Source organism: Roseovarius salinarum (assembly GCF_002834145.1).
Lineage (GTDB): Bacteria > Pseudomonadota > Alphaproteobacteria > Rhodobacterales > Rhodobacteraceae > Roseovarius > Roseovarius salinarum.
Window position 1 is genome coordinate 123,803 of the sequence record NZ_PHNT01000006.1, and the last position, 21,717, is coordinate 145,519.

General features: G+C 66.3%; 19 protein-coding genes and 1 pseudogene. 14 read left to right on the forward strand and 6 right to left on the reverse strand.

Translation table 11 applies throughout. From position 1 onward, the window contains the following. Positions 1 to 58 precede the first annotated feature (58 nt). Positions 59 to 892 (reverse strand): prephenate dehydratase, encoded by an 834-nt coding sequence (locus CEF10_RS07905; protein WP_101067589.1) that lies wholly within the window; start codon positions 890 to 892, stop codon positions 59 to 61. 121 nt (positions 893 to 1,013) lie between these two features. Between CEF10_RS07905 and CEF10_RS17175 the strand changes: the two are divergent. The 6 genes and pseudogenes from CEF10_RS17175 to CEF10_RS07935 all read left to right on the forward strand — a co-directional run. After that, positions 1,014 to 1,532: pseudogene (locus CEF10_RS17175) on the forward strand (c-type cytochrome); the annotation flags it as partial. 126 nt (positions 1,533 to 1,658) lie between these two features. Beyond that, a complete protein-coding gene (locus CEF10_RS17180; RefSeq protein WP_232796441.1) occupies positions 1,659 to 2,537 on the forward strand; it encodes a c-type cytochrome in 879 nt (292 codons plus the stop codon). Positions 2,538 to 2,712: 175 nt separating this feature from the next. Further along, a complete protein-coding gene (locus CEF10_RS07920; RefSeq protein WP_101067590.1) occupies positions 2,713 to 4,647 on the forward strand; it encodes an extracellular solute-binding protein in 1,935 nt (644 codons plus the stop codon). 80 nt (positions 4,648 to 4,727) lie between these two features. Next, a complete protein-coding gene (locus tag CEF10_RS07925; RefSeq protein WP_101067591.1) occupies positions 4,728 to 5,816 on the forward strand; it encodes a microcin C ABC transporter permease YejB in 1,089 nt (362 codons plus the stop codon). A 4-nt stretch (positions 5,817 to 5,820) separates the two neighbouring features. Beyond that, the gene (locus tag CEF10_RS07930) at positions 5,821 to 6,927 is read left to right on the forward strand and encodes an ABC transporter permease (RefSeq protein WP_101067592.1); all 1,107 of its coding nucleotides are present in this window, start codon (positions 5,821 to 5,823) and stop codon (positions 6,925 to 6,927) included. Next, entirely contained in the window at positions 6,924 to 8,513 is a 1,590-nt protein-coding gene (locus CEF10_RS07935; protein ID WP_101067593.1) for an ABC transporter ATP-binding protein, read from the forward strand. The genes CEF10_RS07930 and CEF10_RS07935 overlap by 4 nt, the downstream gene beginning before the upstream one ends. Positions 8,514 to 8,531: 18 nt before the next feature. On the opposite strand, the gene CEF10_RS07940 is transcribed toward CEF10_RS07935, so the two are convergent. After that, the gene (locus CEF10_RS07940; protein WP_101067594.1) at positions 8,532 to 9,452 is read right to left on the reverse strand and encodes an endonuclease/exonuclease/phosphatase family protein; all 921 of its coding nucleotides are present in this window, start codon (positions 9,450 to 9,452) and stop codon (positions 8,532 to 8,534) included. A 12-nt stretch (positions 9,453 to 9,464) separates the two neighbouring features. Beyond that, positions 9,465 to 10,820, reverse strand: coding sequence for an oxygen-independent coproporphyrinogen III oxidase (gene hemN / locus CEF10_RS07945; protein WP_101067595.1), 1,356 nt, complete (start codon positions 10,818 to 10,820; stop codon positions 9,465 to 9,467). Positions 10,821 to 10,888: 68 nt separating this feature from the next. On the opposite strand from hemN, the gene fnrL reads away from it, so the two are divergent. Then, positions 10,889 to 11,635, forward strand: a complete 747-nt coding sequence (gene fnrL / locus CEF10_RS07950; protein WP_101067596.1) for a transcriptional regulator FnrL — start codon at positions 10,889 to 10,891, stop codon at positions 11,633 to 11,635. A gap of 19 nt (positions 11,636 to 11,654) precedes the next feature. Here fnrL and CEF10_RS07955 read toward each other — a convergent pair whose 3' ends face one another. Continuing rightward, positions 11,655 to 13,472, reverse strand: coding sequence for a sensor histidine kinase (locus CEF10_RS07955; RefSeq protein ID WP_101067597.1), 1,818 nt, complete (start codon positions 13,470 to 13,472; stop codon positions 11,655 to 11,657). 341 nt (positions 13,473 to 13,813) lie between these two features. Beyond that, positions 13,814 to 14,653 carry a universal stress protein gene (locus CEF10_RS07960; protein ID WP_101067598.1) on the reverse strand — a complete coding sequence of 280 codons (840 nt, stop codon included), beginning with the start codon at positions 14,651 to 14,653 and terminating at the stop codon, positions 13,814 to 13,816. 201 nt (positions 14,654 to 14,854) lie between these two features. Between CEF10_RS07960 and ccoN the strand changes: the two genes are divergently transcribed. The 4 genes from ccoN to ccoP are packed head-to-tail and all read left to right on the forward strand — an operon-like array spanning position 14,855 to position 18,289. Next, the gene (ccoN, locus tag CEF10_RS07965; protein ID WP_101067599.1) at positions 14,855 to 16,456 is read left to right on the forward strand and encodes a cytochrome-c oxidase, cbb3-type subunit I; all 1,602 of its coding nucleotides are present in this window, start codon (positions 14,855 to 14,857) and stop codon (positions 16,454 to 16,456) included. 13 nt (positions 16,457 to 16,469) lie between these two features. Then, complete coding sequence (gene ccoO, locus CEF10_RS07970) at positions 16,470 to 17,195, forward strand: cytochrome-c oxidase, cbb3-type subunit II (RefSeq protein ID WP_101067600.1); 726 nt, start codon at positions 16,470 to 16,472, stop codon at positions 17,193 to 17,195. A gap of 18 nt (positions 17,196 to 17,213) precedes the next feature. Next, positions 17,214 to 17,414 (forward strand): cbb3-type cytochrome oxidase subunit 3, encoded by a 201-nt coding sequence (locus tag CEF10_RS07975; protein ID WP_101067601.1) that lies wholly within the window; start codon positions 17,214 to 17,216, stop codon positions 17,412 to 17,414. Positions 17,415 to 17,419: 5 nt separating this feature from the next. Further along, positions 17,420 to 18,289 (forward strand): cytochrome-c oxidase, cbb3-type subunit III, encoded by an 870-nt coding sequence (gene ccoP / locus CEF10_RS07980; RefSeq protein WP_101067602.1) that lies wholly within the window; start codon positions 17,420 to 17,422, stop codon positions 18,287 to 18,289. A gap of 229 nt (positions 18,290 to 18,518) precedes the next feature. On the opposite strand, the gene CEF10_RS17330 is transcribed toward ccoP, so the two are convergent. Next, positions 18,519 to 18,647 carry a hypothetical protein gene (locus tag CEF10_RS17330; RefSeq protein WP_269801316.1) on the reverse strand — a complete coding sequence of 43 codons (129 nt, stop codon included), beginning with the start codon at positions 18,645 to 18,647 and terminating at the stop codon, positions 18,519 to 18,521. Between the two features lie 124 nt (positions 18,648 to 18,771). Between CEF10_RS17330 and CEF10_RS07985 the strand changes: the two genes are divergently transcribed. From CEF10_RS07985 to CEF10_RS07995, 3 genes are all read left to right on the forward strand, one after another. Next, positions 18,772 to 19,656 carry a LysR family transcriptional regulator gene (locus CEF10_RS07985; RefSeq protein ID WP_101067603.1) on the forward strand — a complete coding sequence of 295 codons (885 nt, stop codon included), beginning with the start codon at positions 18,772 to 18,774 and terminating at the stop codon, positions 19,654 to 19,656. A gap of 119 nt (positions 19,657 to 19,775) precedes the next feature. Next, positions 19,776 to 21,257 carry a cytochrome c oxidase accessory protein CcoG gene (gene ccoG, locus CEF10_RS07990; protein ID WP_101067638.1) on the forward strand — a complete coding sequence of 494 codons (1,482 nt, stop codon included), beginning with the start codon at positions 19,776 to 19,778 and terminating at the stop codon, positions 21,255 to 21,257. Next, positions 21,257 to 21,712, forward strand: coding sequence for a FixH family protein (locus CEF10_RS07995; RefSeq protein ID WP_198586162.1), 456 nt, complete (start codon positions 21,257 to 21,259; stop codon positions 21,710 to 21,712). Before ccoG ends, CEF10_RS07995 begins: the two co-directional genes overlap by 1 nt. Positions 21,713 to 21,717 lie beyond the last annotated feature (5 nt).

Genomic DNA, 21,717 nt, shown 5'->3' on the forward strand with positions numbered 1-21,717 from the left:
CGCGGCGGCGTGATCGCCCGGTGATGACCGGTGAAGGGAGACCGCCCGGCGCGCGCGGTCAGTGCCGCCGCGGGTCGGCCGGGTAGACGCCGAGGATTTCCAGCCGCGAGGTGAAGTATTCCAGTTCCTCCAGCGCGCGGCGCACCGGCGGGTCGTCGGGGTGGCCCTCGATGTCGGCATGGAACTGGGTGGCCTTGAAGGAGCCGCCGATCATGTAGCTTTCCAGCTTGGTCATGTTCACGCCGTTCGTGGCGAAGCCGCCCATCGCCTTGTAGAGCGCAGCGGGGATATTGCGCACCTGGAAGACGAAGCTGGTCATCATGCCGTCGTCGCCGCGGCGCGAATGGTCAGGTGTGCGCGACATGATCAGGAACCGGGTGCGGTTGTTGCCCTCGTCCTCGATGTGCCGCGCGAGCACCTCGAGCCCGTAGATCTCGCCGGCCAGCTCGCTGGCCAGCGCGGCGCAGGTCGGGTCGCCCGCCTCGGCCACCATCTTGGCCGACCCGGCGGTGTCCGCCGCCGGGCGACGGTGGATGCCGTGCTCCTTCAGGAAGGCGCGGCATTGGCCCAGAAGCATGCGATGGCTCATCGCGGTCTCGACCTGGCCGAGCCGCGTGCCGGGCACAGCCAGCAGGTTGATGTGCACGCGCACGAACGCCTCGCCGACGATGTGCAGGCCCGAGTCGGGCAGAAGGTGGTGAATGTCTGCGACGCGGCCGAAGGTCGAGTTCTCCACCGGCAGCATGGCAAGGTTCGCGTCACCGCCGCGCACCGCCTCGATCGCGTCCTCGAAGGTGCGGCAGGGCATCGCCTCCATCTCCGGGTGGGTTTCGTGGCAGGCCTGGTGGGAATACGCGCCCGGTTCGCCCTGGAAGGCAATGCGGTTGGTCATGTCTGCGGATCGATCCCTTGCTGGCCCGGTCGGGCGTTTGGTCGCGCAAACTATACCTTGCACCACGCTAGGTGAAGCGGATAGATACCGCGCGAGTGGATGCAAACGGGAAACGGGCCTCATGTTCGATACGATGACACTGACAAAGACCGTCGGCGCCTTCTGTGGGGCGCTGCTCGTATTCCTCCTCGGCAAGTGGGCGGCCGACACCCTGTACGCCGTCGGAGGCGGGCACGGCGGTGAACACGAACAGGCCTACGTGATCGATACCGGCGAGGAGGACGCCGCCGCCGAGGAAGAGGTCGACGAAGGCCCGTCCCTCGCCGCGCTCTGGGCCGAGGCCGACCCGGACAAGGGTGCGAACGTCTTCAACCAGTGCCGCGCCTGCCACCAGGTCGAAGAGGGCCAGAACGGCGTCGGCCCGCATCTCTACGGCGTCGTCGGCCGCGAGGTGCAGGCCGTCGCCGATTTCTCGTATTCGGGCAGCCTGGCCGAGGCGGCCGATGTCTGGACGGTGGCCGAGCTCGACGCCTTCCTCGAAAACCCCAGCGGGTATGCGCCGGGCACGACGATGGGCTTTGCCGGGCTGTCCGATCCCGAGGACCGCGTGAACGTGATCGCCTATCTGGACCAGACCGATGGCGACATGGTCGAGATGGAAGCGCCCGCGGAGGAGCCGGCCGCAGAGGAATCCGAAACGGCCGGGGAACCGGCTGACGGCGATGCCGCGGCCGACGCAGACGGCGGTGGACAGGATTTCGCCGCGATGGTCGCCGCCGCGGATCCGGCGGATGGCGAGGGCGTGTTCCGCCAGTGCCAGGCCTGCCACAAGCTGGAGGAGGGCCAGCACGGTGTCGGCCCCTCGCTCTACGACGTCGTGGGTGAGAAGGTGGCCTCGGTCGAGGACTTCCGGTACTCCAACGCGCTCAAGGACAAGGGCGGCGAATGGACGGCCGAGCGTCTGAGCGCCTGGCTGGAGAACCCGCAGGACTTCGCCTCCGGGACCACCATGGGCTATGCCGGGCTGGCCGACGCGGAGGATCGGGCCGCGGTGATCGCCTACATGGACGCCGCGGACGGCACGCATGACATCGCGGCGGCGTCGTCGAGCGACGCCGATGCGGCCGCCGACGCGCAGCCCGCGGACGAGGACGGCGCCGCCGGGGGGGAAGCCACGCAGGAGGACGCCGCCGGCGATGATGGCGCGGCAGAGCAAGGCGCCGCGGAGGACGGCGCCGCGGCGGACGACGAGGCCATGACCGACGGTGCGTCCACCGAGGAGGCCGCGTCGGACACCGGCGGTGCGGCGCAGTCGGAAATCGCGGCGATGGTTGCCGCCGCCGACCCGGCCGACGGCAAGAACGTGTTCAACCGCTGTCGCGCCTGCCACAAGCTCGAGGAAGGCCAGAACGGCGTCGGCCCGCATCTCTACGGCGTCGTCGGCAGCGATGTGGCCAGCGTCGAGGACTTCCGGTATTCCAGCGCGCTTGAGGACCTGGGCGGCAAGTGGACGCCGGAGCGCATGGACGCGTGGCTCGAGAATCCGCGCGATTTCGCGCCCGGCAACAAGATGTCTTTCGCCGGCCTGCGCGACGCCGAGGACCGGGCGGCCGTCATCGCCTACATGCAAAGCGTCGCCGAGTGATCGGTGCCGCAGCGTGACAGGGCCGCCGCCCCCGCCGGGGCGGCGGCCCTTCGCTTGCCCGCCGTTCAATTCGCGCGGCGCCCGCCTTTGCATGCTTGAAACCGGCGCCTGCCCTCCTTTAGCTTGCCGCAGGCGGGCGGCGCCCCAGATCGTCCGTCGTCAGGAGGATAGCCAGATGACCCGACCCACCGCCCGCGCCAAAGCCCGGGACCTGCGCCTTGACGCAAGGCGGATCGTCCACGCCGCCCTGGCGGGGCTGACCATCGCGGCGCTCGTGGCGACCGCTGTGCCGGCCGAGGAAAAGGTGATCCGTTCCCACGGCTACAACTTCTTCGGGGAACTCAGTTACCCCCCGGACTACGAGCACTTCGATTACGTCAACCCGGATGCACCGAAGGGCGGGGAGATTTCCCTGTATTCCCCGGGTACGTTCGATTCGATGAACCCCTACTCGCGCAAGGGCCGGGCGGGGACGTTTTCATGGATGGTCTACGAAAGCCTGCTGGGCGAGATGCCGGCCAGCGGCGGCCCGCTGCCGGCCGATCAGGTGGGCGAGATGTATGGCCTGCTGGCCGAAAGCCTGGAATACGACGAGGGCAAGACCTGGGTGATCTTCCACATGCGCCCGGAGGCGCGTTTCGCCGACGGGCACCCGGTGACAGCGCACGACGTGGTTTTTTCGCACGAGCTGCTGCTGGAGCAGGGGCTGCCCTCCTACGCGCAGGCGGTCAAGCGTCGGGTCAAGTCCTCGGAGGTGATCGACGATCACACCGTCAAATTCACCTTTACCAAGGGCATTTCCCGGCGGTCACTGATCGACCAGGTGGGCAGCGTGCCCGTCTGGCCCGAACACTGGTTCGAAAAGACGGGGGCGCGGCTGGACGAGCCACGGCTCGATGCGGCGCCCGGGTCCGGCCCGTACCAGCTGCACGATTACGAGGTGAACCGCCGCATCGTCTACAAGCGCAACCCGGATTACTGGGGCTGGCATCTGCCGATCAACCAGGGGCGGCACAACTTCGACACCATCCGGGTGGAATACTTCGCCGACGACAACGCGGCCTTCGAGGCCTTCAAGGCCGGCGAATACACCTTCCGGTCGGAAACGAACTCCAAGAAATGGGCGACGGGGTATGAATTCCCGGCCGTCAAGGAAGGGCACGTCACGCTCGATGAACTGCCCGACGGCACCCCGCCCACGCCCACGGGCTTCGTCTTCAACCTTGGCCGAGAGAAGTTCCAGGACGCGCGCGTGCGCAAGGCGATCGCGCTGGCCTACAATTTCGAGTGGACCAACCAGTCCCTGCAATACGGGTTGTTCGAACAGCGCCATTCCTTCGTGCAGGACACCCACCTTCAGGCCGAGGGCGTGCCGGAGGGCGACGAGCTGGCATTCCTGAAGTCGCTGGGCGACGTGGTGCCGGAAGAGATGCTGACCGAACCGGTCGTCAGGGCGCACAGCTCCGACCCGGACCGCCAGAACGACCGCCGCAACCTGCGCAAGGCGATGCGCCTGCTGGATGCGGCCGGGTGGAAGGTTGGCGACGACGGCAAGAGGCGCAATGCACAGGGCGAGCGTCTGACGGTGGACATCCCGATCGCGTCATCGTCGTCGGCCACGTTGGGCGCGGTCGTGGAAGGCTTCGTGAACAACCTGCAACTCATGGGGATCGATGCCAGCTACGAGAAGATCGACCCGTCGCAATACACGCTGCGCAACCGCGAGCGTGACTACGACATGGTCTTCGACAGCTACGCCGCCTTCCTCGAGGCGGGCACCGGGCTGATGCAGCGCTACGGCTCGGAAGAGGCCGAGTTCAGCCTTTTCAACCCCGCCGGGCTGGCCAGCCCGATGGTGGATGCGATCATAGAGGCCGCGCTCAACACCAAGACGCGCGAGGCGCAGAACGTCGCGCTCACGGCGCTGGACCGTGCACTGCGCTACGAGAGGTTCATGATCCCCGTGTGGTACAACGACAGCAACTGGGTCGCCTACTGGGACATGTACGAACACCCCGAGTCCCTGCCGCCATACGCCCTCGGCGTGCTGGATTTCTGGTGGTACGACGCCGAAGAGGCCCGTGCGCTGGAAGAGGCCGGCGCCCTGTGATCGCGGTGGCGGAAGGATACCGCGCGTGCGGCGCGCGCGGCTCGCGGGGATTGCGCACCGCAGCGGCGGAGCACGTCTGAATGGGCGCCTACATCCTTCGCCGCCTGGCCCTGATCATCCCGACGCTGTTCGGGATCATGGTCATCAACTTCCTGCTGGTGCAGTTCGTGCCCGGCGGGCCGGTTGAGCAGGTCATCGCGAACATGCAGGGCCAGGGCGACGTGACCGCCGGTTTCGCCGGCGGCGGCGAGGACGCCGGGCGCGACATGGGCGACAGCGGCGGCGACAAGTACCTCGGCGCGCGCGGGTTGCCGCCCGAGTTGATCGAGGAACTGGAGGAACAGTTCGGGCTGAACAAGCCGCCGCTCGAGCGGTTCATCGACATGATGTGGAACTACATCCGCTTCGATTTCGGAGAAAGCTATTTCCGCAAGATCGACGTCACGCAGCTGGTGCTTGAAAAGATGCCCGTTTCGATCAGCCTCGGGCTTTGGTCCACGCTGATCGCCTATCTCGTGTCGATTCCGCTCGGCATCCGCAAGGCCGTCAATGACGGCACGCCCTTCGACACCTGGACAAGCGGGGCGATCATCGTCGCCTACGCGATCCCCTCGTTCCTGTTCGCCATCATGCTGCTGGTGCTGTTCGCCGGGGGCAGCTATTTCCAGCTTTTCCCGCTCAGGGGCCTGACCTCGGACAACTGGGAGCAGCTCACGGTCTTCGGCAAGATCGTGGATTACTTCTGGCACATCACGCTGCCGGTGCTGGCCTCGACGATCGCGGCCTTCGCGACACTGACACTGCTGACCAAGAACAGCTTCCTCGACGAGATCAAGAAGGCCTATGTCATGACGGCCCGGGCCAAGGGGCTGGGCGAACGCAAGGTGCTCTATGGCCACGTGTTCCGCAACGCCATGCTGATCGTGATCGCGGGCTTCCCGGCGGTGTTCATCGGCATCTTCTTCGGCGGCAGCGTGCTGATCGAGACGATCTTCTCGCTCGACGGGCTGGGGCGGCTGGGCTTCGAGGCCGCGGTGGGGCGCGACTACCCGGTGATGTTCGGCACGCTGTTCCTGTTCGGGCTTGTCGGGCTGGTGGTGAACATCCTCAGCGACCTGATGTACGTGATGGTCGACCCCCGGATCGACTTCGAGAAGCGGGAGGGGTGAGGCGATGGCGCTTTCGCCGCTCAACCGGCGCCGCTGGCGCAACTTCCGCCGGAACAAGCGGGCCTACTGGTCGCTCATCATCTTCGGCATCCTCTTCGGGATTTCCCTGATGGCCGAGTTCGTGGCCAACGACCGTCCGATCCTGGTTCAGTACCGCGGCGAGCTTTATGCACCGATCTTCAAGTTCTACCCGGAAACGGCCTTCGGCGGCGACTTCGCCACCGAGGCGATCTATCGCGACCCCGAGGTCGAGTGCCTGATCGTCTCGGGCGGGCTCGGGGAATGCTTCGACGATCCCGCGGGCATCATCGCCGATGCGCAGGACGGCGTGGTGGACGGCAGCGCGATCCAGACGGGCTGGACGCTCTGGCCGCCCATCCCCTACAGCTACGACACGCCGGTGGACCGGCCCGGCGCGGCGCCGTTGCCGCCCAATGAACACAACTGGCTGGGCACCGACGACACCAAGCGCGACGTGCTGGCGCGGGTGATCTACGGCTTCCGCCTGTCGGTGCTGTTCACGCTGATCGTCACCACGCTGTCGAGCGTGATCGGAATCTTCGCCGGCGCGATCCAGGGCTATTTCGGCGGCAAGCTCGATCTGATCTTCCAGCGCATCATCGAGATCTGGGCGGCGACGCCGCAGATCTATGTCATCATCATCCTGTTCGCGATCCTGCCGCGCAGTTTCTGGCTTCTGGTGGTCATCACCGTGCTCTTCGGCTGGATGGCACTGGTGGGCGTGGTGCGGGCCGAGTTCCTGCGCGCGCGCAACCTCGAGTACGTGCGCGCCGCAAAGGCGCTGGGCGTGTCCAACATCCGCATCATGTTCCGCCACATGCTGCCCAACGCGATGGTGGCCACGCTGACCATGCTGCCCTTCGTCATCACCGGCACGATCTCGCTGCTGGCCGGGCTCGACTTCCTGGGCTTCGGGTTGCCGTCGTCGGCGCCCAGCCTGGGCGAGCTGACGTTGCAGGCCAAGCAGAACCTGCAAGCGCCGTGGCTGGCCTTCACCGCCTTCTTCGCCTTCGCCATCATGTTGTCGCTGCTCGTCTTCATCTTCGAGGGCGTGCGCGATGCCTTCGATCCCCGGAAGACCTTCGAATGAGCCTTCTCGACGTTCAGGACCTGCGGGTCAGCTTCCGGCAGGACGGGCAGACCGTGGCCGCCGTTCACGGCGTGTCGTTCACGGTGAACCGCGGCGAGACGGTCGCCCTGGTGGGCGAATCCGGCTCGGGCAAGTCCGTGACGGCTTTGTCTACGGTTTCGCTGCTCGGTCCGAGCGCCGATGTCTCGGGCAGCGTCACCTTCGACGGGCGGCAGATGATCGGCGCCTCCAACAAGACGCTGCGGCAAGTGCGGGGCAACGACATCAGCTTCATCTTCCAGGAGCCGATGACATCGCTCAACCCGCTACACACGCTGGAAAAGCAGATCCGCGAGTCACTGGAACTGCACCAGGGCCTCACGGGCGACGCGGCGCGTGACCGCATCGTCGCGCTGCTCAAGCGGGTCGGCATCACGCAGGCCGAACAGCGGCTCAAGGCATATCCGCACCAGTTGTCGGGGGGGCAGCGCCAGAGGGTGATGATCGCCATGGCGCTGGCCAACAAGCCCGACATCCTGATAGCGGACGAGCCCACCACCGCGCTGGACGTCACGATCCAGGCGCAGATCCTGGAGCTTCTGGCCGAGCTCAAGCGCGAGGAGGGCATGGGCCTGCTGTTCATCACGCACGACCTGTCGATCGTGCGGCGCATCGCCGACAAGGTCTGCGTGATGAAGGACGGCGAGATCGTCGAATCGGGCGCCACCGAGCACATCTTCGCCAAGCCGACCCATGCCTACACCCGCAAGCTTCTGGCCGCGCAGGCGACCGGGGACCCGGCCCCGGTCCCGGCGGATTCGCCCACGCTGGTCGAGACCGAACGCCTGCGCGTCTGGTTCCCGATCCAGAAGGGCTTCCTGCGGCGGACCGTCGATCACGTCCGGGCGGTCAACGACGCCTCGATCACCGTCAGGGCGGGCGAGACGCTGGGACTTGTCGGCGAATCGGGGTCGGGCAAGACGACGCTGGCGCTGGCGATCATGCGGCTGATCGGGTCGGACGGGCGCATCACCTTCGCGGGCGAGGACGTTGACCGCTGGTCCACCCGCAAGCTGCGCAAGCGGCGCCGCGACATGCAGATCGTTTTCCAGGACCCCTACGGCAGCCTCAGCCCGCGCATGACCTGCGAACAGATCATTGCCGAGGGGCTTGGCGTGCACGGCAAGCCCGATGGCCGGTCGGAGCGCGAGCTTGTCGCCGAGGTGATGGAAGAGGTCGACCTGAACCCGGCGATGATGGACCGTTATCCGCACGAGTTCTCGGGTGGGCAGCGCCAGCGCATCGCGATCGCCCGAGCGATGATCCTGCGGCCCAGGCTGCTCGTGCTGGACGAACCCACCAGCGCGCTGGACATGACGGTTCAGGTGCAGATCGTGGACCTGCTTCGGCGGCTTCAGGTGAAATACGGGCTGGCGTACCTGTTCATCAGCCATGACCTGGGCGTGGTGCGCGCCATGAGCCACAAGATCGTGGTGATGAAGGACGGTGACATCGTCGAGGCCGGCACGGCCCGCGATCTGTTCGAGGCCCCGCAGACCGATTACGCGAAAACGCTGCTGGAGGCCGCGCTCGACCTGTCCGCCTGACGGGCGGCGGCATGGCGCCTACAGACCCGCGAATTCCACGACGACGGCGGCGTGATCGCTCGCGTGGGGGCGGTGGTGTCCGACGCCCGGCAGGTGGCGGCCACGGTACCTGCCGGCCTCGCGTCCCATGCCTTCGCGCAGGATCTCGGGCACGGCGTCGGGGAACGCCGCGGCCAGCGCCGGGCTTGCCAGCATCCGGTCGGGCCGGCCGTAATGGCCCGACCACGCGTCGTGGTATGTCCAGCGGGTGCCCTCGGGCACCCGCGCCATCAGGTCGGCGCAAAAGGGTGGCAGCAGCGGGGCGGTCGCCGGCGGATCGGCGGGCTCCCAGGGGTCGTTGAGATCCCCGAGGACCAGCCAGTTCGCCGCCGCAGGGCCCGCGAAGCGCGCCTCGATCAGCCGGCGCACGGCCTCGGCCTCCAGCCGGCGAACCGGGTAGGCGGCGGCCGGGTCGGGGTAGGGCGCCTTGAAGTGGCACAGGAACAGCGTCAGGCCCGGGAACTCCGCTTGCAGGCAGTCGCGGCGGAACACGGGCGTGTCCGCGGGCACGCCGTCGGGGACGGCAAGCCCAAGGTCGCGCGGGCGCAGCGCGGCGTGGCTTGTCACCGACAGGGGCGCAACGCGGCTCATCAGCGCGAGGTCGAGACCGCGCCCGTCGTTGCCCGGCGGACACTGTCGCCACGGATAGGGCGGCACCTGCGCCTCGGCGAGAAGGGTGTCATGGAAATGATCGAGCGTGGCGGCGTCGAACACCTCCTGCAAGGCCAGCACGTCCGCGCGCATGCGTGCAATGATCCGCGCGGTCAGCTTCCGGTCGCGCAGATCGGTCTCGGGGTCGGCTTCCTCGGGCGTGTCGCGGTCGCGCGCGCCGTCGAGATGTGGCACGCCACCCGCGCTGCGCAGCCGCAGGTTCTGAAGGTTGAAGGTGCCGATCCGCACGGCCCGACCGTATCAGATGGCGGAACTGTGCCCGGCCGTGCTGAGTTCGTAGGCATCCAGCGCGCGCGCGACCATCCGTGTCAGCGGCCGGGCCTCGGGCGGCAGCCAAAGCCCGCGTTCGGAGACTTGCGGCAGCCCCTCGAACTGCTCTGCCACGTCGTCGAGCATCCTGTGCAACCGCTGCGGCGCGACGCCGAAACGTTCGGCAATCTCGGCCGCGTCGATCCGGAAATCACACATCAGCGCCTCGATCATGCGGCCGCGCATGCGGTCCTCGTCGCTGAAGGTGTGCCCGCGGCTGGTCGAAAATCGCCCCTCGCGGATGGCCGCGGTGTGCGCGCCGGTGGCCGGTGCGTTCTGCGCGTAGCCCTGCGGGAACCGCGAGATAGACGAGGCGCCGACGCCGATGAGAACCTCAGCCTGGTCGTCGGTGTAGCCCTGGAAATTGCGGCGCAGCCGGCCGTCGTCCAGCGCGACGGCGAGGCCGTCATCGGGCTTGGCGAAGTGGTCGATCCCGATCTCGGCGTAGTTGTCCCACACGAACAGCTTGCGCGCGGTCTCGAACAGTGCGAGCCGTTCCTCGGGGGTCGGCAGCGCGTCCGACGGGATGAGCTGCTGGCGCTTGGCCATCCAGGGCACATGGGCGTAGCCGTAAAGCGAGACCCGGTCGGGTTCGAGCGACAACAGCTTCTGGACGCTCTCGGTGATCCGCGCCCGGCTCTGGTGGGGCAGGCCGTACAGGATGTCGGCGTTCAGGCTGCTGATCCCGCGGGCGCGGATCGCTTCCACGGTGTCACGGGTGACCTCGTAACCCTGCATGCGCCCGATGCTCTGCTGGATTTCCTCGTTGAAATCCTGCACGCCGATCGAGGCGCGGTTCATCCCCGCGGCCGCGAGCGCGTCGAGCCGGCCCTCGTCGATCTCGTTCGGGTCGATCTCGACCGAGAACTCGGTTTCCCCGGTGAACGGCGCGATCTCGCGAATCGTGCCGGCCAGCTCCTCGATCATCGCGGGGCTCAAGAGGGTGGGCGTGCCGCCGCCCCAGTGCAGGCGCGACAGATGCACCCCTTCGGGCAGGTGCCCCGCGAGCATGCGGAGCTCCGTTTTCAGGGTCTCCAGGTAAGCGAGGACCGGCGCATCGCTCTGGGTGCCCTGTGTCCGGCAGGCACAGAACCAGCACAGCCGGCGACAAAATGGCACATGCACGTAAAGCGATATGTCCGAGCCGGGGGGAATCGCCCCGATCCAGCGGGAAAAATCGGGTGCGCCGACGTCGTTGGAGAAATGCGGCGCGGTCGGATAGCTGGTGTAACGCGGCACTTTCGCGTCAAAGAGACCCAGCTTTCGCAGTTGTGTTTTGGCTACCATGCACTTAGCCTTAAGGGCACTAGGACGGATGATCCTTGACCCAGATCAAGCGCGCGAAGTGATCCAGAATGCTCAACGAGGACACCCTCTCGATATCGCAGAACTGTGCCGATTGCCCGATCCGCCACAGGGCCGTGTGCGCCCGCTGCGAAAGCGATGAGCTCGAACGCCTCGAGGACATGAAATACTATCGCAACTTCGAGGCGGGGCAGACGGTCATCTGGTCCGGCGACAAGATGGATTTCGTCGGTTCGGTGGTCAGCGGGATCGCGACGTTGACCCAGACGATGGAGGATGGGCGCACCCAGATGGTGGGCCTGTTGCTGCCCAGCGATTTCGTGGGGCGCCCCGGACGCGACGGCGCGGCCTACGACGTGGTGGCGACCACGGATCTGGTGATGTGCTGTTTCCGCAAGAAGCCCTTCGAGGAAATGATGGGCCGCACGCCCCACATCGCCCAGCGTCTTCTGGAAATGACGCTGGACGAACTGGACGCGGCCCGCGAGTGGATGCTCGTGCTTGGCCGCAAGACCGCGCGCGAGAAGATCGCGTCGCTGCTGTCGATCATCGCGCGGCGTGACGCCTCGCTCAAGCTGGCGGGGTCGGACGGGCCGATGGTGTTCGACCTGCCGCTGACGCGCGAGGCGATGGCCGATTACCTCGGGCTCACGCTGGAAACCGTCAGCCGCCAGATGTCGGCGCTCAAGAAGGACGGGGTGATCCAGCTCGAGGGCAAGCGCCACGTCACGGTCCCGGATTTCACCCGGTTGATGGAAGAGGCCGGCGACGACACCGACGGTGGCATGCTGGCCTGATCGCGCGGGGGCCCGAGCCTCAGGCGTCCAGTGGCGCGTGCGCCGCGGTTCTCCGAGAGGAAAGGGGCACGTCGATTCGGAACGTGGTGCCCACGCCGACCTCGCTTTCGTATGAAATGGCGCCGCCCATGCGCTCGATCAGCATCTTGGCGATATGCATGCCCAGACCGGAACCGCCCGAGGCCGTGGCGGAACTTCCCTCGACCTGATTGAACCGCCCAAAGACCTTGTCCTCGTTTTCCTCGGCGATGCCGATGCCGCTGTCCCGGATCGAGATTCGCAGTTTCGCGCCAATCAACCGCGTCGCGCATTCGACACGCCCGCCCTCGGGGGAGAACTTGACCGCATTTGAAATCACGTTTCCGACGACCTGTTTGAGCCGGTAAGGGTCGGCGTGGAGCTGGCGGTTTACGCCGTCCGACGTGTTGGCCAGCGTGACCTTGGCATTCGCGGCGTAACTCTCGTATTCCTCTATGATGTCCCGCAGGAATGCGTCGGCATCCAGATCCTGCAGCTCCAGCTTGATCGTATTCAGGTCGAGTTTCTGGAGATCGAGAACGTCGTCCACGAGTTTCAGCAGCCTGCGGCTGTTTCTTTGCGCGATGGTCAGAACGTCACGGAGCGGCTCGCTCACCTCGCCCGCGGCCCCGTGCAACGCCAGTTCCAGCCCGCCTTTCACGGAGGTCATGGGGGTGCGCAATTCGTGGCTGATCATGGCGAGAAACTGGGATTTCGCGTGGTTGGCCGCCTCCGCCCGCGCCAGTGCCTCGGACAAGGCCTCGGCCGAGAGTTCCCTTTCGGTGATGTCGACCATCGAGACAGACCAGCCCAGAAGCGACCGCCTGGTCCGGATCGGGCTTTCGATCGGCAGAACGCGCGGTTCGAAGACGCGTTCCCTCAGCCGGATGGGGTCCGCGCTGTCGAACTCACCGGTTTGCATGAAGGATTTCAGTTTCGGGCCGATCTTCTCCAGGTGATAGAGCGTCTCACCGGGCGGCGGCATCTGCTGGCCGAACATGGTGTGCGCGGCGGGGTTCGCGGTTGCGAGGCGGGCATCCGTATCGACGATGATCACCGGATCCCGCGTGGCGTAGAACAGCAGCGCCCGCCCCTGGACCGCGGTGTCCATCATCGAGTTGTTCAGAAGCAGCCAGCCGAATATGATGAGCACGACGGCGAACATGAACGGGGTCGGATCGAACCCGAAAACGGTGAAGCCCCAGCCGACATAGGCGACGTTGGCGGCCAGTGGCGCGGCCGTGATCAGGATCAGGAGGGCCAGGAAAGGCCGGATCACCGGTTTTGCCTTGAAAAAGGCGTAGGCGAGCACGCCCAGGGCGCCCGTGACGAAGATGTACAGGCCCGCGGCGACAGCGAAGAACAGCGGCCCGTGATCGAAAACGACGAAGGCGTCGCCCCCTTGCGTCACGAGCCGGGTGTCGGTGCCGTAAAGCAGGTGCGTCCGGCTGTTCGTGAGGGCGATGAGCGTGACAAGGCCCGGCAGGCCGACGTAAAGCAGCTGCCGGACCGGTTGCCGGCCGGGTTGCCTGTTCATCGTGTAGTCGAACACGAAGAACGCCCAGGCGATCGGAAGCAGTGTTATCCCGGGCCACGCGGCCAGCGACCAGCCGATCTTGCAACTCTCACCCTGTGACGCCAGGTCGAATGCGACCGTGAAAAGCCACCACAGCATCGCCGCCAGCGTCAGGACGAAGGCGGACTTGCCCGCGAAGCGCGTGTTGCGGGTGACCGACACCAGCACCATGACGCACACCGCGAACAGTGCGGCGGCAGAGGCGGATCCGACGGTGAATTCCAGGTTCGTCAGGCAGGTCATGCGCTGTTCGGAAGACCCGAAGCGGCCCGTCGGTCACATTCGAGGCGCGTATCGAGGTTTCTTCGGTCTTGCACCGGACGTTTCCCACTTCGAAAGAACGGCATCCTGATGTCGTCAGATCGCCCGCGGGAACGGTAGCGTGCGAAGTTGTTGCAAACAAGGCACAAGGGCCGGTCGCCCGGGGCGGCGGGCGACCGGCGCCGCCGCGGCGCACCGTGGCGATTGCGCGGTCGTCGCGATGTGCTGCTCGTTGACATGCGGCGCGCCCTGGCCCGGGCCGGGGCGCGTCGCAAAGGCCGCGCGGAAACCCGTGCGTGCGGCGAACGCGCACCGCGCAGTGTTCAATGCGCCATGAACACCGGTATCTCGGCCCCTTCGAGCATGTCGCGTGTGGCGCCGCCGAAGATCGCTTCGCGGAAGCGGGAGTGGCCGTAGGCGCCCATCACCATCATATCGGCATCCATGTCGCCGGCGTGACGCTTGAGCACGTCGCAGACCCGCGGCAGCGTCTTGGACAGCACGTCGATTTCCACCTTCACGCCGTGCCGCGCGAGGAACTGCGACAGCAGGCCGCCGGGATCCGAGCGGTTGGGGCCATGCGTCGGCGGATCGATGATGACGACGTGGACGACATCGGCTTCCTGCAGCATCGGCATTGCCGCGCGCACGGCTGCAAGTGCCTCGAGGCTTTCGTTCCAGCCGATCATGATCCGGTTCGGCCGCGGCGTGGGCGCGCAACCGGCCGGCACGAACAGGGCGGGCGTGCGCCCGTCGAAAAGCGTGGCCTCGGCCACCGGCTCCAGTTCCGCGCCACGGCCCTCGCCATAGGGAATGGGCAGCACGACAAGGTCCGAGAATCGCGCGCGCGCCGCCACGTGCCGGCCGAGATCGGCCAATTGCGAAACCCCGCTTTCGGTGGCCCATCGGATGGCGGTGCCGTCGAGACGCTTGCGAACCTGTTTCTGGACGCTTTCGGCTTCCTCGTGGGCGCGTGTGATCGTCTCCTGCAGGACCACCGCGCTGGCGCCGGCGTAGTAATACCCGGTCTGGCTGCGGTCGACGCCGAGGCACAGCACGTCGAGGTGCGCGTCTTGCGTTTCGGCCAGGGCCGTCGCGTGGGCGATGACATCGTCGGTCAGATCCTCGTCTGTCAGCACCGAGAACAGTGTGTTGTAGGCCATGTCGCGTTCCTTCGATCAGGTCGTTTTGCCGTCTGATGTGGCATGCGGCAGACTGTCCCGCATTGACAAGGGTCAATTGGCGCCGTGCCCTCTTTTGATGCAGATCAAGGCGGTTTACCCCTGACCTCAGCATTAACACGATCAGTCTAATACCGTCCGCCCGGGCAGCGACTCGGTCGGCGACAGACGAAGGGACGCAAAATGACGAACTACTTCAAGCTGATCGCGCTGGGTGTGGCGACGCTTCTGGCGTTGATCGCGGCCAACTACGCGCGTGACGTGGCCTATCTCGTGAATGCGCTGACGGTTGCCGTATTCGCCGCGGTCGCCTTTATCTGGGTGCTGCGCAACACCGACGAGCCGGTGCAGCCTGCGCCGCAGAACGAATACATGGACGGCGTCGTGCGCGCCGGCGTGATCGCCACGGCCTTCTGGGGCGTGGTCGGGTTCCTGGCGGGCACCTTCATCGCCTTCCAGCTGGCCTTCCCCTATCTCAATTTCGACTGGGCGCAGGGCTACATGAACTTCGGGCGGCTGCGGCCGCTGCACACCTCCGCGGTGATCTTCGCCTTCGGCGGCAACGCGCTGATCGCGACCTCGTTCTACGTGGTCCAGCGGACCTCGGCCGCGCGCATGTGGGGCGGCAACCTGGCGTGGTTCGTCTTCTGGGGCTACCAGCTCGTGATCGTGCTGGCCGCGACCGGCTACCTGCTGGGCGCGACGCAGTCGAAGGAATACGCCGAGCCCGAGTGGTACGTCGACTGGTGGCTGACGATCGTCTGGGTGGCCTACCTTGCCGTGTTCCTTGGCACGATCGTGAAGCGGAAAGAACGGCACATCTACGTGGCCAACTGGTTCTACCTGAGCTTCATCATCACCGTGGCGATGCTGCACATCGTCAACAACCTGTCGATCCCGGTCTCGATGTTCGGCTCGAAGTCGGTGCAGGTGTTCTCGGGCGTGCAGGACGCGATGACGCAGTGGTGGTACGGCCACAACGCCGTGGGCTTCTTCCTGACGGCGGGCTTCCTGGGCATGATGTACTACTTCGTGCCCAAGCAGGCCGAGCGGCCGATCTACAGCTACAAGCTGTCGATCGTGCACTTCTGGGCGCTGATCTTCATCTACATCTGGGCCGGTCCGCACCACCTGCACTACACGGCGCTGCCCGACTGGGCCTCGACGCTGGGCATGGTGTTCTCGGTCGTTCTCTGGATGCCGTCTTGGGGCGGGATGATCAACGGCCTGATGACGCTGTCGGGCGCCTGGGACAAGCTGCGAACCGACCCGATCATCCGCATGATGGTGATCTCGGTGGGCTTCTACGGCATGTCCACCTTCGAGGGGCCGATGATGTCGATCCGCGCGGTCAACTCGCTGTCGCACTACACCGACTGGACGATCGGGCACGTGCACTCCGGCGCGCTGGGCTGGAACGGCATGATCACCTTCGGCGCGCTCTACTTCCTGGTGCCGCGCCTGTGGAACCGTGAAAGCCTCTACAGCCTGCGCATGGTCAGCTGGCACTTCTGGCTCGCCACCATCGGCATCATCCTCTATGCCGCCTCGATGTGGGTGACCGGCATCATGGAAGGCCTGATGTGGCGCGAGGTGGACGCCAACGGCTTCCTGGTGAACTCGTTCGCCGATACCGTGGCTGCCAAGTTCCCGATGTACGTGGTGCGCGGCTTCGGGGGTGTGCTCTACATCGCCGGTGCACTCATCATGTGCTACAACCTCTGGATGACCGTCAAGCGGAGCCCGGCCGTCGAAAGCCGCCACTCCGTGGTCCCGGCCGAATAAGGGAGGCCGATCAATGTCTATCATCGACAAGCACTCGATCCTCGAGAAGAACATCACCCTTCTCACGATCTTCGCCTTCCTCGTCGTGACCATCGGCGGCATCGTCCAGATCGCCCCGCTGTTCTGGCTGGAAAACACCATCGAGGACGTGGAGGGCATGCGCCCCTACTCGCCTCTCGAACTGACCGGGCGCGACATCTACATCCGCGAGGGTTGCTACGTCTGCCACAGCCAGATGGTGAGGCCCATGCGCGACGAGGTGGAGCGCTACGGCCATTACAGCCTGGCGGCGGAATCGCAGTACGACCACCCGTTCCAGTGGGGCTCCAAGCGGACCGGGCCGGACCTGGCCCGCGTCGGTGGCCGCTACTCCGACGAATGGCACGTCGATCACCTGCGCGATCCGCAATCGGTGGTGCCGGAGTCGGTCATGCCGAAGTACGGCTACCTCGAGGACCGTCTGATCGAGCCGGAATACATCGAGGATCTGCTGGAGACGCATCGCTTCGTCGGCGTGCCCTACACCGACGAGATGATCGAGAACGCCAAGGCAGACTTCGTCGCGCAGGCCGATCCCGACGCGGACACCGAGGGGCTTCTCAAGCGGTATCCCAAGGCACAGGCCCGCAACTTCGACGGCCAGCCGGGCATTTCCGAGGCCGACGCGCTGATCGCGTACATGCAGATGCTGGGCACGCTGGTCGATTTCTCGACCTTCACGCCCGTGGCCAGCCGGTAAGGGGAAAGGAGAAGCGTCATGGAAACCTATTCGCTTCTGCGCCAGTTCGCCGACAGCTGGATGCTGCTGTTCCTTTTCGCCTTCTTCATCGGGGTGGTGATCTGGGTTCTCCGCCCCGGTGCCCGGAAGGTGTACGAGGAACCGGCGGGCATTCCCTTCCGGCACGAAGACAAACCCGCGGATGACGACGACTCCGCGGCAGACGCCAAGGAGGCGTGACTGACATGGCAAAGCAACCCAAGCAACAAAAGCAGGAGCCCAGCACCACCGGGCACGAGTGGGACGGGATCCAGGAATACAACAACCCGTTGCCGCGCTGGTGGGTGTGGATCTTCTACGCCACCATCGTCTGGGGCATCTGGTACACCATCGCCTATCCGGCCTGGCCGATGATCGAGGAGGCGACGTCGGGCTACAAGGGCTGGTCGACCCGCGCCAATGTCGCCCAGGAGATCAAGGCCGCCGAGGAGGCCAACGCCGAGATCAACGCCAAGCTGGTCAACGCCGAATTGTCGAAGATTCCGCAGGATCCGGAATTGATGGCCTACAGCCGGTCGGCGGGCGAGGCCGTGTTCGAAACCTGGTGCGCGCAGTGCCACGGGTCCGGCGCGGCCGGGTTCAAGGGGTATCCCAACCTGCTGGACAATGCCTGGCTCTGGGGCGGCACGCTCGAGGACATCCACTACACGATCAGCCACGGCATCCGCAACGAGGACGACGCTGACGCGCGGTTCTCCGAGATGCCGGCCTTCGGCGAGATCCTGCCCGAGGATCAAATTGAGCAGGTCGTCAACTACGTGATGTCGATGTCGCCAGCGTACGAGCCGAAGGACGCATCCCTGGTCGAGGCGGGCGCCGAGGTCTACGACATCAACTGCGCGGCCTGCCACGGACCCGAGGGCAAGGGCATGGAGTCGATGGGCGCGCCCAACCTGACGGACGCGATCTGGCTCTATGGCGGCGACTACGCGGCGGTGAAGGACACGGTGATGAACTCGCGCTACGGTGTCATGCCGCCCTGGCAGGACCGTCTCGAGGAATACGAGATCCGCGCCGTGGCGACTTACGTTCACCAGCTGGGCGGCGGTCAGTAAGCCGACCGGTCACAAGAATACCCGCGGGCGTTCTCGCCCGCGGGTCCGGCACCGGCCCTTCCGTCCTGTTCGCGCGTTTCCTGGAATGGCCGGTGCCACTTATACTCTTTCCCGACCGATTGGCAAACCGGCGCGCGTTTTGCGCCGATTTTCGCGTGTGTCCACCGGCAACCACTGCCGGCTGCGCCGGGGCCAGCGCCGTGCCGGATGACGGTCGGTCCGGTACGGGTCAGTCACGGCGCCGTCCGGTGGTGTGGGCTTCCAGTTCCGCGGCACGGCGGGTGTCGAACCGGCCGTCATCGCGCCAGTGCCCGGTGCTGTCCCAGCGGTAGGCACGGTTTGTCCGGCTGGCGGTCATGAAAGATTTTGCGAATATTTCGAACATGGCGTTTCCTTTCCCGTTTGACGTGGTCCCTTGAATATCAGCGAAAATGCGACATGATGCGAGGCAGCAATTATTCGAAACTGTAAGATTGGCTTACATGACGGACTGGCGTTCGATGCCCCCCCTGACCGCCCTTCGGGCGTTCGACGCTCTGGCTGAAACCGGGTCGGCCAGTGCCGCCGGTGCGGCCCTGAACGTCAGCCATGCTGCCGTCAGCCAGCAGATCCGCGCGCTGGAAAACCACATGGGGCTTGGCCTGGTGGATCGCTCGGGCCGCGGCCTGTCGCTTACGCCGGAGGGGCACGAGCTCGCCGAGGCGCTGCGCGTGGGATTCGGCGCCATCTCGCGGACGGTCGAGGCGCTCTCGGCCGCCGACGCGGGCCGGCCGGTGCATGTGTCCTGCACGCCCACCTTCGCGGCGCAGTGGCTGATGCCGCGGCTGGCGCCCTTCCGTCAGGCGCACCCCGAGGTGGACCTGATGATCGACCCGACGCCGCAACTCGTGAGCCTGGAGCCGGGCGGCACGGACGTCGCGCTGCGCTTCGGCCAGGGGCAGTGGCCGGGCCTCGAGTCGAGCCTGCTTTTCAAGACGCCGCTGATCGCGGTGGCCGCGCCCCGGTTGGTGGGTGATCGAGCGATCGAGGAACCCGCCGACCTCACCGACCTGCCGTGGCTTCAGGAGTTCGGAACCAATGAATCAAGTGACTGGCTGCGCCGGCGCGGGGTCACCAAGGACCGTGCCGCTGGCCTCACGCAAATGCCGGGGCACATGCTGCTCGAGGCGCTGCGCGAGGGCCAGGGCGTGGCGGTCACCGTGCTGGAATGGGTGCGCGCCGACGTCGAGGCGGGCCGACTGCTGAAGCTGTTCGAGGACGACGCGGATACCGGGTACTACGTCGTCACCCGCCCTGGCCCGATGCGCCCGCCGGCGCGGGCCTTCACCGGCTGGCTGCGCCGCGAGGCACGCGCGCAGCCGGGCTGACCGCGCGCCAACTGCGGCGAGAGGCCGCGCTGCGGGCCTCTGGTGGCGGGGCCTCGCGACAAATAGGTCCATCTCGGACTAAACATTTGATGCAGGTCAAGGCCCGCGCGGCACCCATGATGCGACAAGCGCGAAGCAACCCAGGAAGATGCCGGAGTGATTCCGTGACAAGCACCGAACCCCAGGCCCCCGAAAGCCTTTACGCCGCGCGCGAGCCGATCTTTCCCAAGCGCGTGACGGGGAATTTCCGCTCGCTCAAGTGGATCATCATGGCGATCACGCTTGGCATCTATTACATCACGCCGTGGATCCGCTGGGACCGCGGCCCGAACCTGCCCGACCAGGCGGTCTTGCTCGACCTGGGCAGCCGGCGCTTCTTCTTCTTCTGGATCGAGATCTGGCCGCACGAATTCTATTTCGTGGCCGGGCTGCTGGTGATGGCGGGGCTGGGCCTGTTCCTGTTCACCTCCGCCCTGGGGCGGGTCTGGTGCGGCTATGCCTGCCCGCAGACCGTCTGGACCGACCTGTTCCTCGCCGTCGAGCGCTGGATCGAGGGGGACCGCAACGCCCGCCTGCGCCTGCACCGGCAAAAGAAACTGGATTTCCGCAAGGCGCGCCTGCGCGTCACGAAGTGGACGGCCTGGCTGCTGATCGCGGTGGCGACCGGCGGGGCCTGGGTGTTCTATTTCACCGACGCGCCAACGCTGCTGGTGGATCTCTTCACGCTTCAGGCACACCCGATCGCCTACACCACGATCGCGATCCTGACGGGCACGACCTTCTTCTTCGGCGGCTTCGCGCGCGAACAGATCTGCATCTACGCCTGCCCATGGCCGCGCATCCAGGCGGCGATGATGGACGAGGACACGATCACCATCGGCTACCGCGAATGGCGGGGGGAACCGCGCGGCAAGCACCGCAAGGCCGAGGGCGCCGAGGAACTCGGGGACTGCATCGACTGCCACGCCTGCGTGAACGTCTGCCCCATGGGCATCGACATCCGGGATGGCCAGCAACTCGAGTGCATCACCTGCGGGCTGTGCATCGACGCCTGCGACGAGATGATGGAAAAGGTCGGCAAGCCGCGCGGGCTGATCGACTACATGGCGCTGACCGACGAGGAACGCGAGCGTGCCGGCGAAGAGCCCAAGCCGGTCATCAAGCACATCCTGCGCCCGCGCACGATCCTCTACACGGCGCTCTGGGCGCTGGTCGGCGTGGCGCTGGTTGTCGCCCTGTTCATCCGGCCCGAGATCGACATGACGGTCGCGGCGGTGCGCAATCCCACCTACATCACCCTCGCCGACGGCACCATCCGCAACACCTACGAGGTGCGCCTGCGCAACAAGCACGGCGAGGAGCGCCCCTTCCGGCTGACGGTCAAGGGCCATCCGGCGGTCCGTATCCAGCTGGAGGGCACGCCGTACCAGACGGTCAAGGTGCCCGCCGACAGCATGCTCAACCAGCGCGTCTATCTGCAGGCGCCGCCGGGGTCCGATCCGGCGAAGGCGGAACGCACCGACGTGCGCCTGTGGGTCGAGGACATTTCGAGCGGCGAGCGCGCCTACAAGGACACCTTCTTCAACGGGAGAGCGAACTGATGGGAGAACGGCGGATCACAGGGCGGCACGTGTTCATCGGCTTCGCCGCGGCCTTCGGCGTCATCATCGCCGTCAACGGCTATCTCGCCTGGAGCGCGGTGCAGACCTTCCCGGGTCTGGAGGTGAAGAACAGTTACGTCGCCAGCCAGACGTTCGACGACCGCCGCGCCGCGCAGGAAGCGCTGGGCTGGACGGTCGAGGCCCGGCACAGCGACGGCATGCTGCGGCTGTCGATCACCGACGACACGGGCCTGCCCGCGCGGGTGGAGACGCTCAAAGCGACGGTCGGCCGCGCCACCCATGTCGCCGAGGACGTGGAACCCGACCTCACCTTCGACGGCGAGGCCTTCGTCGCGCCGCTGGAACTGGGAGACGGCAACTGGGACGTGCGGATGGTGGCCACCGCGGCCGACGGGACCGAGTTCCGCAAGAGGCTGGAACTGATCAAGGAGTAGGCCGC

Coding starts and splice junctions, on each gene's coding strand:
- CEF10_RS07925 (WP_101067591.1), top strand. CDS start 4,728: ATGGGCGCCTACATCCTTCGCCGCCTGGCCCTGATCATCCCGACGCTG.
- CEF10_RS07960 (WP_101067598.1), bottom strand. CDS start 14,653: ATGGCCTACAACACACTGTTCTCGGTGCTGACAGACGAGGATCTGACC.
- CEF10_RS07975 (WP_101067601.1), top strand. CDS start 17,214: ATGGAAACCTATTCGCTTCTGCGCCAGTTCGCCGACAGCTGGATGCTG.
- CEF10_RS07935 (WP_101067593.1), top strand. CDS start 6,924: ATGAGCCTTCTCGACGTTCAGGACCTGCGGGTCAGCTTCCGGCAGGAC.
- CEF10_RS07955 (WP_101067597.1), bottom strand. CDS start 13,472: ATGACCTGCCTGACGAACCTGGAATTCACCGTCGGATCCGCCTCTGCC.
- CEF10_RS07985 (WP_101067603.1), top strand. CDS start 18,772: ATGACGGACTGGCGTTCGATGCCCCCCCTGACCGCCCTTCGGGCGTTC.
- CEF10_RS07930 (WP_101067592.1), top strand. CDS start 5,821: ATGGCGCTTTCGCCGCTCAACCGGCGCCGCTGGCGCAACTTCCGCCGG.
- ccoN (WP_101067599.1), top strand. CDS start 14,855: ATGACGAACTACTTCAAGCTGATCGCGCTGGGTGTGGCGACGCTTCTG.
- ccoO (WP_101067600.1), top strand. CDS start 16,470: ATGTCTATCATCGACAAGCACTCGATCCTCGAGAAGAACATCACCCTT.
- CEF10_RS07905 (WP_101067589.1), bottom strand. CDS start 892: ATGACCAACCGCATTGCCTTCCAGGGCGAACCGGGCGCGTATTCCCAC.
- CEF10_RS17180 (WP_232796441.1), top strand. CDS start 1,659: ATGGTCGCCGCCGCGGATCCGGCGGATGGCGAGGGCGTGTTCCGCCAG.
- hemN (WP_101067595.1), bottom strand. CDS start 10,820: ATGGTAGCCAAAACACAACTGCGAAAGCTGGGTCTCTTTGACGCGAAA.
- ccoP (WP_101067602.1), top strand. CDS start 17,420: ATGGCAAAGCAACCCAAGCAACAAAAGCAGGAGCCCAGCACCACCGGG.
- CEF10_RS07920 (WP_101067590.1), top strand. CDS start 2,713: ATGACCCGACCCACCGCCCGCGCCAAAGCCCGGGACCTGCGCCTTGAC.
- CEF10_RS17330 (WP_269801316.1), bottom strand. CDS start 18,647: ATGACCGCCAGCCGGACAAACCGTGCCTACCGCTGGGACAGCACCGGG.
- ccoG (WP_101067638.1), top strand. CDS start 19,776: ATGCGACAAGCGCGAAGCAACCCAGGAAGATGCCGGAGTGATTCCGTG.
- CEF10_RS07995 (WP_198586162.1), top strand. CDS start 21,257: ATGGGAGAACGGCGGATCACAGGGCGGCACGTGTTCATCGGCTTCGCC.
- fnrL (WP_101067596.1), top strand. CDS start 10,889: ATGCTCAACGAGGACACCCTCTCGATATCGCAGAACTGTGCCGATTGC.